At 49.5% G+C, this 16,053-nt stretch carries 10 protein-coding genes and 1 other annotated feature; of the genes, 9 read left to right on the top strand and 1 reads right to left on the bottom strand.

The window, feature by feature from the left end:
- The first annotated feature begins 4 nt into the window (after positions 1 to 4).
- Positions 5 to 2,725, top strand: a complete 2,721-nt coding sequence (locus tag A3844_RS24400) for a glycoside hydrolase family 3 N-terminal domain-containing protein (protein WP_074108729.1) — start codon at positions 5 to 7, stop codon at positions 2,723 to 2,725.
- A 38-nt stretch (positions 2,726 to 2,763) separates the two neighbouring features.
- Here A3844_RS24400 and A3844_RS24405 read toward each other — a convergent pair whose 3' ends face one another.
- The gene (locus A3844_RS24405) at positions 2,764 to 3,954 is read right to left on the bottom strand and encodes an oxalate decarboxylase family bicupin (RefSeq protein WP_074108730.1); all 1,191 of its coding nucleotides are present in this window, start codon (positions 3,952 to 3,954) and stop codon (positions 2,764 to 2,766) included.
- 167 nt (positions 3,955 to 4,121) lie between these two features.
- Between A3844_RS24405 and A3844_RS24410 the strand changes: the two genes are divergently transcribed.
- The 8 genes from A3844_RS24410 to A3844_RS24445 all read left to right on the top strand — a co-directional run.
- A complete protein-coding gene (locus A3844_RS24410) occupies positions 4,122 to 4,970 on the top strand; it encodes a copper amine oxidase N-terminal domain-containing protein (RefSeq protein ID WP_074108731.1) in 849 nt (282 codons plus the stop codon).
- A gap of 44 nt (positions 4,971 to 5,014) precedes the next feature.
- Entirely contained in the window at positions 5,015 to 6,571 is a 1,557-nt protein-coding gene (locus A3844_RS24415; protein ID WP_074103492.1) for a tetratricopeptide repeat protein, read from the top strand.
- A 51-nt stretch (positions 6,572 to 6,622) separates the two neighbouring features.
- Positions 6,623 to 6,888, top strand: a binding site (T-box leader).
- Positions 6,889 to 6,972: 84 nt separating this feature from the next.
- Complete coding sequence (locus A3844_RS24420; RefSeq protein WP_074108732.1) at positions 6,973 to 8,658, top strand: glutamine--tRNA ligase/YqeY domain fusion protein; 1,686 nt, start codon at positions 6,973 to 6,975, stop codon at positions 8,656 to 8,658.
- A 281-nt stretch (positions 8,659 to 8,939) separates the two neighbouring features.
- The gene (locus A3844_RS24425; protein WP_074108733.1) at positions 8,940 to 10,784 is read left to right on the top strand and encodes a motility associated factor glycosyltransferase family protein; all 1,845 of its coding nucleotides are present in this window, start codon (positions 8,940 to 8,942) and stop codon (positions 10,782 to 10,784) included.
- Positions 10,774 to 13,680, top strand: coding sequence for an Ig-like domain-containing protein (locus A3844_RS24430; protein ID WP_074108734.1), 2,907 nt, complete (start codon positions 10,774 to 10,776; stop codon positions 13,678 to 13,680). Before A3844_RS24425 ends, A3844_RS24430 begins: the two co-directional genes overlap by 11 nt.
- A 74-nt stretch (positions 13,681 to 13,754) precedes the next feature.
- Positions 13,755 to 13,952: a DUF2933 domain-containing protein gene (locus tag A3844_RS24435; RefSeq protein WP_074108735.1), complete on the top strand. Its 198-nt coding sequence runs from the start codon at positions 13,755 to 13,757 to the stop codon at positions 13,950 to 13,952.
- A 366-nt stretch (positions 13,953 to 14,318) separates the two neighbouring features.
- Positions 14,319 to 15,581 (top strand): Nramp family divalent metal transporter, encoded by a 1,263-nt coding sequence (locus tag A3844_RS24440; protein WP_208619456.1) that lies wholly within the window; start codon positions 14,319 to 14,321, stop codon positions 15,579 to 15,581.
- A 244-nt stretch (positions 15,582 to 15,825) separates the two neighbouring features.
- On the top strand, positions 15,826 to 16,053 hold a 228-nt coding region (locus tag A3844_RS24445; RefSeq protein ID WP_074106910.1), incomplete at its 3' end, for a transposase.

Genomic DNA, 16,053 nt, shown 5'->3' on the forward strand with positions numbered 1-16,053 from the left:
TCGTATGAAACATGTTAAGCCATTTTTCATTTTACGAAAATATGCTTCCATTGCGCTTATCAGTTGCATGATATTTTCATTGTCAACGGCGTTTCCAATTACTGTTTCTGCAGACGTACTGCCTTATCAAGATCCCGCTCAATCCATTGATACTAGAGTAGCGGATCTCATTTCACGGATGACGCTGGACGAAAAGATTGGCCAAATGCTTCAAGTTGAACGTCTAACTGCAACTACGACGCAAGTTAAAGATCATTTCATCGGTTCCGTTTTGAGTGGAGGCGGCTCGAATCCAACCCCGAACACTCCAACTGCCTGGGCGGATACGGTGGATGCTTTTCAGACTGCTGCGATGCAAACCCGGCTTCAAATTCCAATCATCTATGGGGTTGACGCGGTTCATGGCCATAATAACGTCTATGGGGCGACTATTTTCCCTCACAATGCGGGTCTAGGGGCGACCCGGGATACGGATCTGGTGAAGCGTGTTGCCGCAGCAACCGCTAAAGAAGTCAGAACGACGGGGGTGCAATGGGATTTCTCTCCATGCTTGTGTGCGCCGCAAGATATCCGATGGGGCAGAACCTATGAAGGCTTCTCTGAAAATGTCTCGCTTGTCTCTCAAATGGGCGTTGCCTACACAGAAGGCTTGCAGGGTCTTCCTTCCGGCAGCGGCTTCATGAAAGGAACTAAAGCGGTAGGGAGCATCAAACACTGGATGGGTGATGGCAATACCGTAAACGGTGACGACCAAGGCAATGTTATCCTATCCGAACCGGAATTAGAGCCGTACATTCAGCCGTATCGTGAAGCGGTTGCAGCTGGTGCAAGAACGGTTATGATCTCACTCACCACATGGAATAATGAAAAAGCGCATACGCATCACCATATGATTACAGATATGCTAAAACAAAACCTTAACTTTACGGGGATGGTCGTTTCGGATTGGAATGGTACGTATGCACTGTTCAATCAAGGCGTCTATTCCAGTTACTCCAGTGCCCTAAAGGATACGGTAAATGCGGGTATCGACATGTTTATGGAGCCGGATAACTGGCAGCAGTTTATTCCGGCGCTCAAAGATCTTGTCAATACCGGACAGGTATCCCAGTCCAGAATTAATGATGCAGTCAGCCGTATTCTGCGTGTGAAATTCGAAGCGGGAATCTTTGAAGCGCCTTATACCGACAGAAGCTTGATTAGCGGCGGCACATTCGGCGGGACCGAACACCGTGCGATTGCCCGGGAAGCCGTACGGAAATCGGCGACGCTGCTTAAGAACGAAAACCACATTCTGCCTTTGTCCAAAGGGGCGAAAGTATTCGTAGCCGGTACCAAAGCGAACGACATCGGTTATCAATCTGGAGGGTGGACGATTTCGTGGCAGGGTTCTCCGGGCAATATTACGCCAGGCACGACGATCCTGCAAGGCGTTAAAAACGCTGTTGCGAATTCCTCCAATGTCACCTATTCATCTACCGGTACTGGCGCGGCTGGGCACGATGCGGCCATTGTTGTAATCGGAGAATATCCTTACGCTGAAATGGTCGGGGATGTTGGAACCGGACAGCCGATAGCGGATTTGGAACTGAGTCCGGATGATATTACCTTGCTGAACAATGTGAAAAGTTCCGGTGTTCCGATGGTTGTCATCATGCTCTCGGGGCGACCGATGATAATCACCAATCAACTCCCGGATTGGGCTGCTTTCGTAGCTGCCTGGCTGCCGGGAACGGAAGGCAGCGGGCTTTCGGATGTGTTGTTTGGAGATTATGAATTCACAGGAAAGCTTCCGCTTACCTGGCCAAGAAGTATGGCGCAAATTCCGGCCAACTCGAATGATGCCAATTATTCGCCTCTCTTTCCATACGGATTTGGCCTGAACACGTCCGCGACCAACACGAAAGAGACGCCAGGCGTGATCGAAGCGGAAAATTACAACAGCATGTATGGCGTTCAAACGGAAGCAACGACGGATATTAACGGCGGATTGAATACGGGTTTTATGGATGAGAACGACTGGATGGATTACAGGGTGAACGTCCCTGTATCAGGAACTTACAAAGTCAGTTTGCGAGTAGCAAGTTTATCAGGTGCGACGAATGGAATCCAACTGAAGAACGGATCGACGACGCTTGCCACATTCAGTGTGCCAAATACGGGTGGATGGCAGACATGGACAACCGTTTCGAACAATGTCCCGCTGAATGCCGGCGTTCAGACTCTCAGAGTTCATGCCGCTGCGGGCAACTGGAATTTGAACTGGCTAGAAGTGAAGCCGACCTCCTCTACAACCGCCGGTAATCTCTTGACCAATCCAGGGTTGGAATCAGGGACGATGACAGGCTGGGAGCAATGGAATGGAGGTACTCCAGCCCAATCAGCGGATACGGATAACCCCTATACAGGTACCTATAAGCTGACACATTGGGCGTCCACTGCTTATCAGCAATTAACCAAACAAACGGTAGCTGTAGCGAATGGCACTTATAAGTTCAGCGCCTGGGTACGTTCAAGCGGAGGGCAAAAGTCACTGCATCTGTTCTCCAAAACAGGCGGCAAGGAAGTGACGGCTGAAATTACTTCTAACGCTTCGGATTACTGGCACAAGTATACAATAGACAATATAAAAGTTACGACAGGGCAAATTGAAGTGGGTGTATGGTCCGACGCCAATACAAATAACTGGGCAGCATTCGACAACTTCGAGTTAACCAAACTATAAGATTTAACTCTTGGTCCATGCGATTATGCATGGGCCTTTCATTTCCCCGGGCTGCCGTACCCTGGATAGGTAACGACAGGCCATTTCACCTTACGCAGCGCGTCCATCAGCTCAGGCCCCACGTTCAGGTTGCTGCTGACGAGTTCCTCAGGTGTGAGCGCCATCCATTGATTCAGCGAGACGTCTGCGAAGCGGTCGCTCCTGAACATTTCCAGGAACCATAAGGTTTCTGTTCCGGTATTCTGGATATAATGTCCAAAGGCGAAGGGGACATAACCGACATCCCCGGCCCTGTAGTTGAACGTACGTGCTGCCCCGTTGCCGCCAAAGACAGTCATGCGGCCCTCTCCGGTCAAATAATACTGCCATTCATCGTTGTTCGGATGCCAGTGCAGCTCTCGCATCGCCCCCGGCTCGATCTCAACCAGCGCTGCAGCTATCGTCCTGGAGATGGGGAAGTTTGAGCTGTCCACAATCCGCACGCTTCCGCCCGGAGTTTTCAGTGGGGGCTGGGCCAGCAGCTGATGCTTGAAGCTCAGCGGAATTTCACCGAAAGGGGACTGGACCTTTTGGCTCTGTATGGAGCCAGGAACCTGATCCTGGTAGATATAGACTTGATCCTTCGGGAGATAGTCAAAGGCCGAAGGCGGCACCCCGAAGTTAGCGGACAGCACCTCTTTTGGGGTATGGGCGAACCAGTCGGAGATGGAGAGGGTATTGAGATCGGAGAAGCTGCCATCATCAAAAACAAGTAAAAATTCGCAGCCCTCCGCCAGCCCCTGAATGGAATGGGGAATTCCCGGAGGGAAGTACCACAGATCACCCGGTCCGATGTCAGCAATGAAGTTCCGGCCATTCTGATCTACCGCGGTAATCCTTGCACTTCCAAGCAGCATGTAGGACCATTCGGCCTGCTGATGCCAGTGCAGCTCCCGTACACCGCCCGGGGTCAGACTCATGTTGACCGCCGCAAGTGTGGTGGCAATGGGCAACTCTCTGGCCGTGACCTCTCTGGACCAGCCGCCCTGATTCAGCTGCATGTGGGCATCGGAAAAAGAAAATTTCAGATTGGGAATGAGTCCGTTATCTGTAACTGGAGGGACTAACATATCCGGGTTCTCCCGGTCCCGCATTACATCGCGGGGGCCGAGATCTACATTACCTGCGCCGTCACTGCGTATCGGCTGGGGGATCTTTGAGTAACTCGCTGAGTGTTCAGCGGATTCCATGGGCCTGGCTCCTTTCCTGATCGCAATCGCTCAATAGAGAATATATGCCGTAAGGATGTTTGAAGATGCCCGCATTTCTAAAACAGTAATTGACAGAGGCCGCTTGAAGATGGATTCTTAATAGTGGACTTATACTTTGGAAACTTACCCGTGAAGGAGAGTATGTGATGAATCAACCCGGATTTCTGCTCCAGCGATTAAGAAGAACCCCATACTCAATCCTGGCAGTATGTGCAATCATGTTATTGTCCCTGATGTCTTCAGCCGCAAAGGCGGAACCGGTGATGGGAAATCAGATCAAGCCAATACTGATTCACAATAGCTATGTGCTGTTCCCTGGCAAGCTTGCTCCCTATACGAAATCGGGGAAATTAATGGTCCCTATTCGTCCGTTCTCCATGGCGCTCGGAGCACAAATGACGTACAATGTCCCCGCGAAGAGCATCTCGGTTTCTCTCCTGGGGCAAACTGTGAATCATATCAGAGCCGGGCAGATTTCAGCTGAAACCGGGGAGGGAAGGGCAATTTCCCTTGAAGTAGCACCAGAGCTGCGTGAAGGTGTGCTATTTGTTCCCATAAGCCCTGTGCTGGGAGCTCTGAAGTCCGTCCGCTGGGAGAACATGGGCAATAATATCAACCGGTATACGCTGTCGATACAAGGCAGAATGGGCGTGACATTGCCGCAGACGGGACCTTGGCTGAGCGTTACACCATTTACTGGCGTTTCCGGAGAGAACTACAATCCTTTTTATCCGGTGGTATTAACCCAGGATTCATCCGGCAAGGGGTACCGGCTAAACCTTAGTGTGATCAATACATCCGGGTTCGACATTCCGAAGGCAAGCTCGGAACTGGTGCTGGTGGCTGTGGATAGCCAAGGTCAAGCCATTGTACGCAGAGTCCCTGGCCCGTCCGTTCAGACACCCAAGGCTGCGGCATTATCCGTTACAGCCGACATTCCATCCGCCGCCCAGTATGTCATTTACAATTCAAGAACAGTGAGTAAAGGGCAATAACAGTAATATTTATGAGAAGATTACAGAGAGCAGGGTATACACATATGACAGACAGCGGACAAGAACGCTACCGCTTCAGCGAAGCGCCGATATGGGAGCTGCAGCGCAAATATTATGAAGAACTGGGTATGCAAGCCTGGAAGAACGACCAGGTTCCCCAGTATATAACGAGCAATCCGATGATTGGAACGGGCTATGCAGAGATGATCTTTGGCTTTCTGCAGGACCGGGCGGCGATGGGGCAGACGGCAGAGCCGGTGATTATTCTGGAGCTGGGTGCGGGGGCAGGACGCCTTGCGTTCCATGTGCTGCAGAAGCTGTGTGAATTAATCGATTATGCAGGGCTGACCCTTCCTCCATTTACTTATGTCATGAGCGATCTTCCCTGGAAAAATATCACCGGCTGGCAGCAGCATCCCGGCCTGATTCCATTTGCTCAGCAGGGTATCCTTGATTTCGCGCGTTTCGATGCCGTTGCGGATACAGAGCTGCATTTGACACAGAGCGGAAAGGTGATTATACCGGGAACGCTTGAGCAGCCGCTGATGGTCATTGCCAACTACTTTTTTGACAGTATCCCGCAGGAGCTGCTCTATGTGGATGAAGGGAAAATATACGAATGCGAGGTATCCCTGAAGTACCCGGAGCAGTCAGCCACCATGGGCCCTTCAGAAGTGCTCAGGGATCTTATCCCGGAATATTACTACCGCCGTGCAGAGGGCTACGAAGAGAAGTCATACCCGTACCGCGATGTGATCGCCTTCTATCAGGAAAAGATGGAGGATGCGCATGTCCTCTTCCCTGCGGCTGCGCTGGGATGTATGGAGCGGCTGAGTGCGCTGTCCGTGGCGGGCTTTCTGCTGCTGACCGCCGATAAAGGCGATCACCGGCCGGAGAACTGGGAGTATGCCGAGCCGCCGAAGCTGATTCATCATGGCAGCATCTCGCTAACCGCCAACTATCATGCGCTGGTGTGTTATTTTGAACAAAAAGGTGCAATATCTTCATTTACCGAGCATCATTACAAGAATCTGAACGTTGGCTGCATCTATATGCTGGAAGAGCCGATGCGCCATGTCCAGGCCCGCTTGGCCTACCGCAGATTTATCGAGCGCTTTGGTCCGGATGATTTCTTCAGCCTGAAGCTATGGATCGATCAGAATTTTGATACCATCGGAATGCAGCAGATCCTGGCCTTCTGGCGGTTGGGCGGCTATGATGCGGAGCTGTTCATTCAGACTGCGGAGCGGATCTCCAGCCTGTTGGAGGATGCCAGTGACGAGGAGATTCTTGATCTGAAGCTGGGGATCGACCGGATGTGGACAGGCTTCTACCCGATGCCGCAGAAATACGATTTGGCCCTGGATAGCGGTCTGCTGCTGTTTGAGATGGGATTGTATGAGGATTCCCGGCGCTTCCTTACGCAATCGTTGAAGGAGACGGAAGACGAGCCTGTGGTTACAGTTCTCTACTGCCTGGCGATCTGCAGCTATGAGCTTGAGGATCTGGAAGCTGCGCTGGAGTATACCCGGCAGGCGCTGGTTCTTGCGCCGGAGCATGAGGAAGCACTGGATCTGCTGGCGGCACTTAGCGGGGACTGATGCCTGCTTTACATTACGGTTGTTTTTTGGTAATAATATAAGCAATTATAATGAAACGCAATGAAGAGAAGAGTAGATATATCCATTCTTTCACAGAGAGCTCCGGACGCTGAAAAGGGGCAAAGATCGGTGTATTGAACCAAGTCTCTGAGCGGCGTATCGGAACGGGCTGATGAAGCTGGGGATGGTACGACAGGAGCTCCTGTTACAGAGCTAGAGTATAAGCCTGGCCTGCCCGGCAATGCCGTACTCGATGAGATTAATATGGCGACATATTAATAAACCTGGGGTGGTACCGCGAGAATCTCGTCCCCAAGACCATACGTCTTGGAGGTGAGGTTCTTTTTTGCATGGGCAAAGGTTCGTAAAAGCGGTAATCACATACACAGGAGGTTTGGGCCATGGGTAATGACTTGGAAGCTGCGGCAGCGGAGAATTATATGGATAAGCTGATCCGGGAAGATATAGAGGCCGGAATCTACAGCAGAGAGATCTGCACAAGGTTCCCTCCGGAACCAAACGGGTATCTGCATATCGGCAGTGCGTTCGCCATTCACACCAATTACGGGATAGCACAAAAATATGGCGGAACCTTTCATCTGCGCTTCGACGATACGAATCCGCTCAAAGAGGATATGGAATATGTTCAAGCGATCATCCGGGATATCGAATGGCTGGGCTGCAATCCGGGAGTGCATATCTACTACGGCTCGGACTATTCGGAGCGCATCTACAGCAGCGCGCTGGACTTGATCCGTAAAGGTAAAGCCTATGTCTGCGATTTATCACCGGAAGAGGTGACCGCCTATAGAGGTACACTTACGGAACCGGGGAAGGACAGCCCTTACAGGGAACGGTCCGTGGAGGAGAATCTCCGGTTATTCAGCGGGATGAGAGAAGGGATGTACCCCACCGGCTCCCGGGTGCTGCGGGCCAAAATCAATATGGCTTCACCTAATATCAATCTGCGTGATCCGGTGCTGTACAGAATTATTCATGCGGAGCATTACCGTACAGGGGATGCGTGGTGTATTTATCCGATGTATGATTTCGCCCACCCGATTCAGGATGCCATTGAAGGCATCACCCATTCTTTATGCTCGCTTGAATTTAAGGATCACCGGCCGCTCTATGATTGGGTGCTGGAGGAATTGGGAGTTGAAGAAGCGCCCAGGCAAAGGGAGTTCGGCAGGGTCAACCTGACGGGTGTCGTCACCAGCAAGAGGTATCTCAGAGCACTGGTGGCGGGGAACTATGTGGACGGCTGGGATGATCCGCGGCTGCCCACCTTGCGGGGGCTGCGGAGACGGGGCTTCACCCCCGGGAGCATCAAGGGCTTTGTCCATGAGATCGGGATGGTTAGGAACCAGACGATGGTGGATTTCTCCATGCTGGAGCACTGCCTGAGACAGGATCTAAAGGCCAGTGTACCGAGTATTATGGCCGTGCTCGAGCCGCTGAAGGTCGTAATTACCAACTACGAACCGGAGGAGACAGAATGGCTGACCCTTGCCAATAATAGCGAAAATGCGGAGCTGGGCGAGAGGGCGGTGCCGTTCTCCGGTGTAGTCTACATGGAGCGTGAAGATTTCATGGCGGAACCTTCTCCGGGGTTCCGTAGGCTGACTTTGGGCGGCGAAGTGCGGCTGAAGGGGGCCTATATCATTAGATGTAATGAAGTAATTCGAGATGAAGCTACCGGTGAGATCAGCGAGCTCCGCTGTACCTACGATCCACTGACGAAAAGCGGCGGGGCCCTTAGCGGGCGTAAGGTGAAAGGCACAATCCATTGGGTTTCGGCCTGTCACGGCATACCGGCGGAAGTGTACCTGTATGAAAAGCTGCTGGAAGACAACGATGGCCCCAAGGCAGAAGGCGAAACCTGGGAGGCGTACTTGAATCCCGATTCTATAAAGCTTATGAAGAATTGCCTGTTGGAGCCTTATGCGGCTAATGCCAAGTCTGAAGACAAATTCCAATTTATGCGCCAAGGCTACTTTTGCGTAGACAACAAGCTGACCCGTGAAGATCGGCTGGTGTTCAACCGCATCGTTCCACTGAAGGATACGTGGAAGGGCGGGAAATAAGCGGCAACATATTTTCTTCACAGGTATAAAAAAGCGGCGGGCGAGTGAAGGGGGTGACCCTGAATCTTGCTCGTTTTGTTTTGAGTATGCCCGGAAAAATGCAGGTTCTAGGACGGTCGTATCATGTAGATGAAAGACAAATAGAGTTAAGGGCTTAATTATTTGGATATTTTTTCCGATAAAATATGACAGATGTACGAGTAGAACTTAAGAATATTGGACTGTAAATTTGCTACTAATTGACTATTTATTAACAATTAAGATAGGAGTGCAAGGTACATATGACTCAAGGTAATCAGAGATTTAATATGGAAACGCGGTTTCCTCGCTTGTTGGAATTGAAAGCGGGCCAAAGCTGTAAAATCACTCCTTCCGCTACCGGAGAAGAGACTTTAATGTTATATAAGAACGGGCGTCATGCTTTTATTCACAATCCTGAAGGTCCTATTAAGGAAGCGTTGGCTTGGACCGAGCAATTTCAGGAGTTAAAGCCGGATACGCATGTTATTTTTTTTGGCGTAGGACTTGGATACCATATTCAGGAGTTATTGCGTCGGCATCCCGGTCTTCATTTTTCATTGATAGAGCCCAGTGTTGAGATTATGCACGCATTTTTAGAACACTCATCGTATAAAGATTGGTTTCTCACATCCCGTGTGGAGGAGATTATGGCTGACGAATCTTTCACTAGAAATATTCCTGTTCTTTCAAAATTGATAGACCGTGTATCCAGAATTCTGGTGGTTGTCTGGCATACTTACCCGGCAATGTTTCCAGAGGAGCTTAGACGGTTTAATGAGTCAGTTCAACAATTGGTCAGTTATAAGCAGGAGAAGATGAAGGTTACACATCACTATGAGAAGGAATGGGCTTTGAACAGCATTCATAACTTTCCTTACATACTAGATACACCGAATTTTCTTGAAACCGGGAAAGAGCATATCCAAGGGAAGCCGGTCATTATTGTGGCAGCTGGTCCCTCGCTGAATGAAGAAATTGAAAATTTACGGCTTATTAAGGAGCAAGGTTTGGCTTATATTTTTTCAGTTGGATCAGCAGTTAATGCTCTGATTGAACAAGGTATATACCCTCATGGAACTTTCAGTTACGATCCCAATATCTATAATGTGGATGTTGTCCAGAAAATCATAGATCAACAAATTACATCCATACCTCTAATCTTTGGCAGCACTGTAGGAAGACATACTGTTGACGACTATACAGGTTCTAAACAGCATCTTATTATCTCCCAGGATGTACTCTCTACGGAATTGCTTAGGAATGTGAAAGATAAACCCCTGGAAATTATTAACGACGCCCCCTCAGTTGCAGTTATTGCAATACAGTGCTTTATACGCATGAAAGCAAGCAAAATCATTTTGGTCGGTCAAAACTTCGCTTATCGCAACTCTGAATACTATGCTGCCGGAGTTACCAATTCTAAAGGATATCCTTTTATGGAGAGCTTGCCCCAAGTTCCTGATGTTCACGGATCTATGGTTATAAGTCATCCTTCTTTTATTCAAATGAAAGCAGAAATGGAGTTATACATACGCTTGAGCAAAGGTGTGGAATTTATCAACACTACACTAGATGGGGCGAACATTGCAGGAACCGTATTCATGCTTTTAAAGGATTTGATTAGTCATGAACTCTCTGAGCGAGTGGTGAATACCTCTTGGCTAACCGATGAGCATGCTTTGGAATATGATCAGGAGTTGTTGAAGCGGCGTATCCAAGAGCTTGAGCAATCCGGTGAACAATTTCAGGTTGTGTTTGACCAGACAGAGCAGCTATTAATAGCGTTGGGACAACTGGTTAGAGATAAAAGGACGGAAGAAATTACACTGACATTGACTCGATTTGATTATACATTTGCTGAACTGGTGAAGAACAGGTACTTTCAAATTTATGCTTTACCGCGAAATCGGATGAATTATGAATTGTTATATAGTAAAACGAGTTTGATACAAAATGATCCGGAGCCACTCAGCAAAGCTGAAAAGGTTCTTCAGTATTTTGGTGATTTCATTTGGGCCTGCAAGGTGGACTGTCATCAATCCAGACCCATTTTTGATCGTTTTCATAAATCCATCTTAAATAAGGAGAATAATTATGCCGAGTAAAGAGGAGAAGATGCAACACGTAAATAAAATACTTAAAATAACGATTTTGACCTCACAGCTGATTAGTTTGAATCATCCGTTATATGCGAATGCAGTATCTGCTTCCAAAGCCCACGGCAGTTTGGATGATCAAGAAAGTACCGTAGGAGCCATAGATAATACATATGATCCAGACAGTAACTATATAGTACCTGTTACAGCAGCGACTTATTCTTCACAGCAAGCAATGAAATTGGTTGCAGACGCTTTTCATTTAGTCGGAGTATCGCCCAATACCAGTGGGACAGCATTATTACCTGTGCTTAGTTTATTTTTCAATAATCGTGCCTCTCTTGGCAACGGGGAACTGGACATTTACAGCATATCGGACAATAGTCTGGTGCAGCGGGTATTCAGTAGCGGAGGCTCCATTCGGGTGAGTGGAGCGGGAGCATTGATTACACTTCCGAAAGCGTTGGCGGATGACATGGGCTACTATGTGACCGTAAGCTCCGGGATGTTCGTGGACCAGTCCGGTCAAAGCTTTGGCGGTATCCAGAACCCGGGGGAATGGAGCTTCTGGACCGTGGATCAGACCGCGCCGGTACTGTTGCACCGGTCACCCGTAGGCAGCGGGGGCATGCACCCATGGCTGCAGATGAATTTTAATGAAGAGGTAAAACTAGGCACCGGAGCGCTGATCATCCACAAGGCCGGGGACGGCCGGATCGCGGGCCAGATCCGGGTGTCAGGTGGCACGGTGTGGGGAGGAGGCTCCGGCAGCGCCTATAGCTCCGGGGTAGGGTTCAGCACCTGGGGGATGCTGGACAGCGGAAGCTCGTACTACGTAGAAGTGACCTCCGGGCTGATCACCGACCGTACGGGGAATCCGTACGGGGGAATGTCCTCACCCAGCGCGTGGACGTTCTGGACGACAGACCCGGCGCCGAAGGTAACCGGGGTATGGCCGAACAGCGGGCCGAACAGTGGAGTGAGTGTGAATCCGAAACTGAGGGTGCAATTCAGTGAGGCGATCCAACTGCGGACAGGAGAGCTGGAGATCCACCGGCAGCGGGACAATCAGGTGGTGCAAAGGATACCAAGCAGCGGGGGCTCCGTCCGGGTGAGTGGAGCGACAGCCTTTATCTCCCTTCTTGAGCCGCTTGCCGATAATACGGGCTACTATGTGACCGCAAGCTCCGGGATGTTCGTGGATCAAGCCGGTCAAAGCTTTGGCGGTATCCAGAACCCGGGGGAATGGAGCTTCTGGACCGTGGATCAGACCGCGCCGGTACTGTTGCACCGGTCACCCGTAGGCAGCGGGGGCATGCACCCATGGCTGCAGATGAATTTTAATGAAGAGGTAAAACTAGGCACCGGAGCGCTGATCATCCACAAGGCCGGGGACGGCCAGATCGCGGGCCAGATCTGGGTGTCAGGTGGCACGGTGTGGGGAGGAGGCTCCGGCAGCGCCTATAGCTCCGGGGTAGGGTTCAGCACCTGGGGGATGCTGGACAGCGGAAGCTCGTACTACGTAGAAGTGACCTCCGGGCTGATCACCGACCGTACGGGGAATCCGTACGGGGGAATGTCCTCACCCAGCGCGTGGACGTTCTGGACTTCCAAAGCGCCGATTCTGCAGCCTGAAGTGCCTGGTCAAAATGACAGCGGCGCTAAAAATCTTGCTGTAGTGGAGAATACTCCCCGAGTGGATAGGGCTGCTCTTATTGATACGGCTAAGATCACAGAAGCAAAGAATGTGGATTCACCGACCCTAATTGATATTGACGGTAAGACACTTGGTAACGTCTTAGTTGACCTGAACAATACTGTAAGTGGTGATAATATCGTCATAGATGCATCGAAATATGGCGCCTCTATTCAAATCAATTTACCGCTTAGATATTTTGACGGAATGGTCTCAAAAAGTGACACAATGATCAGCATCAAATCAGCATACGCGCAATACTTGCTGCCTGTAGAATTGATCAAAGAATGGTCTCTGACATATCAAGCAGACAGCTTGTCGATAACGATATCAGCTCTGGATTCTGATATCGGCAAAATGATTGACGATGCAGCCTCCGCACAAGGAGTTAATCTAGCTAAATCAGGAGCCGTGGAATTTACAATCAAAGCCGGTGATGTGGAAATAACTGATTTTCAAAAGACATATGTAGAGCGGAAGCTGCTCCTTAATGAAGCACTTACTTCAGCGAACGCGACAGCAGCTTGGTATAACCCTGAGAACGGCGAATTGCAGTTTGTTCCATCGTCTTTTGTCGTGGTGGATGGTCATTCCGAAGTCAGTGTATTAACAGACCACAATAGTATTTATACGGTAATCTCAGCCAACAAAAATTTTGCAGACATGAGTAATCACTGGGCAAAAGACGACGTTGAACTTATGGCCAATAAGCTCATCATCAAAGGAATGACTCCAGATCGCTTTGATCCTAACCGGTCAATTACCCGCAGTGAGTTCGTTGCACTGGTTGTTCGGGGGTTGGGCTTGAAGGAAAAGGCACAGGGTGGAGAATTCATTGATGTCTCATCAGATGATTGGTTTGCAGGAAGTATCGGGGCGGCGGTTGAGGCTGGTCTGGTCCAAGGTTTTGGAGATCATATATTCCGTCCTAACGATCTGATTACACGAGAGGAAATGGCTTATATTTCGGAAAAAGCAATTGAATATGCAGACTCGTCTGAACGAGCTGCAGTCTCTCTGGATCAACTCAAATATACTGATGCTGATTCGATATCAACCTGGGCAGCAGACTCCATGGCTCAAGCAGTCAATGATGGATTGATGAAGGGTGTCACTGATGAAGCCCTGGCTCCGAAACAAAAAGCTTCCAGAGCAGAGGCGGCTTCTGTCATTAAGCGGGTATTGAGATTTTTAAAGTTTATCGGCTAACGCAGCAACACAGTTTCTTCACAACCCCTCTTTATAATGAACTCAGCACCCTGAATTCTGGAGGAGGTAGAGTGATGAACTGGTCCTGGTTAGTTACACTGGTCTGTCCACTAATGATGATCTTCATGATGTTCGGCATGCGTGGAGGAGGACATGGGCACGGCATGCATTCACGGCGGCAGCCTAAGGTTGAGGAGCTGCAGCAGGAACTGAATGAGCTGAAGGCGCAAAATGAAAAAATGCGGGCAGATCTTAACAGTATTATTTCTTAACGGCATGAAGAAAAAGGCATAAAGTAACAGCGGGCGAGTGTCAGGGTAATCCTGAACCTCGCCTGTTTTCTTTTGAGAGAATGCTTTTTCGCTAAAGTCTCACTTTCCGGGGCTTTTTTTCATATGAATAACGTAGCCTAATTTAACTTGTTAAGCATGAATGGCAGGCAGATTGGGTTAATAATAGGGTATGGAAATGATGCCAAGCATTTGTTTGCGTAAATGCATTTACATTTTTCACAACGCAGATTATAATAAAATTAAATTAAATGTTGCATCAGGGAAACTTTCGTGTGTATAGACAACTTTTCCGGGCAAGAGGAGGGATTGAAAATGATGGAGCAAAACTTAGCAGAAACACCTCCAATGATACACAGACGTAAAAACAGACTCACTGCACAGGCAGTGCTAGACGGGGATGTCAAAGGACTTAAAAGACTCCTTCCTTTCCTGGGCCCGGCTTTTATCGCTTCCGTAGCCTATCTGGACCCCGGAAATTTCGCCACCAATATTACGGCAGGTTCAAAATACGGTTATCTGCTGTTATGGGTAATATTTGCATCCAATCTGATGGCTGTTCTTATTCAGTCTTTATCCGCCAAGCTTGGCATTGCTACTGGTAAAAACCTGCCCGAGGTGGCACGGGAGAAATTCCCGAAGGGTGTATCGATTTTCTTGTGGATTCAGAGTGAGCTGGTGATTATTGCTACGGACCTGGCAGAGTTTATCGGGGCGGCTCTCGGACTGTATTTATTGTTCGGTATTCCGATGCTGCCAGCCGCACTTATTACCGCTGTCGGTTCATTCGCCATACTTGAGCTGCAGGGGCGCGGGTACCGTACACTTGAGGCGGGAATCGCCAGCATGGTGCTTATCGTTGTTCTGGCCTTTGCGTTCCAGGTAATCATGGCAAAGCCGGATGCCGGGTCGGTAGTCGCCGGGATCTTTACTCCCCAATTCCAGGGTGTGGACAGTATTCTGCTGGCTGCGGGTATCCTTGGTGCCACGGTAATGCCGCATGCGATTTATCTGCACTCCTCGCTGACACAGAGCCGCGTGGTCGGAATCGATGACAAGGAGAAGAAACAGATCTTCAAGCTGGAGTTCATCGATATTCTGATTGCCATGCTGATTGCAGGGGCGGTCAATATGGCGATGGTGATTGTGGCTGCCGCGTTATTCTTCAAAAACGGCTTGGTGGTCGAGGATTTGGATATTGCCTTCGAGCAGTTCCGCCATTTAGCCGGACCGGTTACTGCGTTGTCCTTCGGACTGGGCCTGCTGATTGCCGGCCTTTCCAGCTCCTCGGTAGGGACAATGGCCGGCGATGTGGTCATGCAGGGCTTCATTAACAAAAGAATCAATCTCTACCTGCGGCGGGCGATTACGATTATTCCTCCGCTGGCCATCATTGCCTTCGGCATCAATGCTACAAGCGCGCTGGTCATGAGTCAGGTCGTTCTCTCCTTCGGGATCGCTTTTGCCTTGATTCCGCTGGTGATCTTCACGAGCGACCGCAAGATTATGAACGGACTGGTCAATCACCGGATCACTACAATCCTGGGCTGGATCATCTGCGCGCTGGTTGTATCGCTGAATCTGTTCCTGATTGTGGAGATGGTTATCTGAGAGGGTTGGCGGAGCACGGAGCATTCATTTCGGTAATGCTAAGTGGAAAAAGTACCACTAATTGAGTTTGCTTAGTAGAAAATATTGAAATAAGTGGAAAAAGTCCATCTAAAATTTCTGATTAGGCTGGATAAAGGCCCTTTTGGAGATATCCCGCTAAAGTAAGTGGATTTTTGCAAGTAGAATAAAAAGTGGACACCCGTTAAGAGAGCATGAATAATGAACTTAACGAGGAGGTGTTCACATGGGTGAACAACGGCAACGGTACAATGAAAAGTTTAAGAAAGAAACCGTCAAGTATATCCAGGAACAGACGAAGACGGTGGTAGAGATTGGTGAGGAGCTGGGCATCTCCCCTGGCGTGCTGCACAACTGGCTGGCGAAGTATCGGGAGTTCGGCAATGAACCTGTAAACAGTGCGGAAAAGGTTCGTGAACTCGAGCAGCGACTGCTGGAACAAGAAAAAGAATTA

Source organism: Paenibacillus helianthi, from assembly GCF_001909055.1.
Lineage (GTDB): Bacteria > Bacillota > Bacilli > Paenibacillales > Paenibacillaceae > Paenibacillus_AQ > Paenibacillus_AQ helianthi.

What these genes read in the sequence shown, in the direction of transcription:
- A3844_RS24425 (WP_074108733.1), top strand. Translation starts at nt 8,940, where the DNA reads ATGACTCAAGGTAATCAGAGATTTAATATGGAAACGCGGTTTCCTCGC.
- A3844_RS24400 (WP_074108729.1), top strand. Translation starts at nt 5, where the DNA reads ATGAAACATGTTAAGCCATTTTTCATTTTACGAAAATATGCTTCCATT.
- A3844_RS24420 (WP_074108732.1), top strand. Translation starts at nt 6,973, where the DNA reads ATGGGTAATGACTTGGAAGCTGCGGCAGCGGAGAATTATATGGATAAG.
- A3844_RS24405 (WP_074108730.1), bottom strand. Translation starts at nt 3,954, where the DNA reads ATGGAATCCGCTGAACACTCAGCGAGTTACTCAAAGATCCCCCAGCCG.
- A3844_RS24430 (WP_074108734.1), top strand. Translation starts at nt 10,774, where the DNA reads ATGCCGAGTAAAGAGGAGAAGATGCAACACGTAAATAAAATACTTAAA.
- A3844_RS24415 (WP_074103492.1), top strand. Translation starts at nt 5,015, where the DNA reads ATGACAGACAGCGGACAAGAACGCTACCGCTTCAGCGAAGCGCCGATA.
- A3844_RS24440 (WP_208619456.1), top strand. Translation starts at nt 14,319, where the DNA reads ATGATACACAGACGTAAAAACAGACTCACTGCACAGGCAGTGCTAGAC.
- A3844_RS24410 (WP_074108731.1), top strand. Translation starts at nt 4,122, where the DNA reads ATGAATCAACCCGGATTTCTGCTCCAGCGATTAAGAAGAACCCCATAC.
- A3844_RS24435 (WP_074108735.1), top strand. Translation starts at nt 13,755, where the DNA reads ATGAACTGGTCCTGGTTAGTTACACTGGTCTGTCCACTAATGATGATC.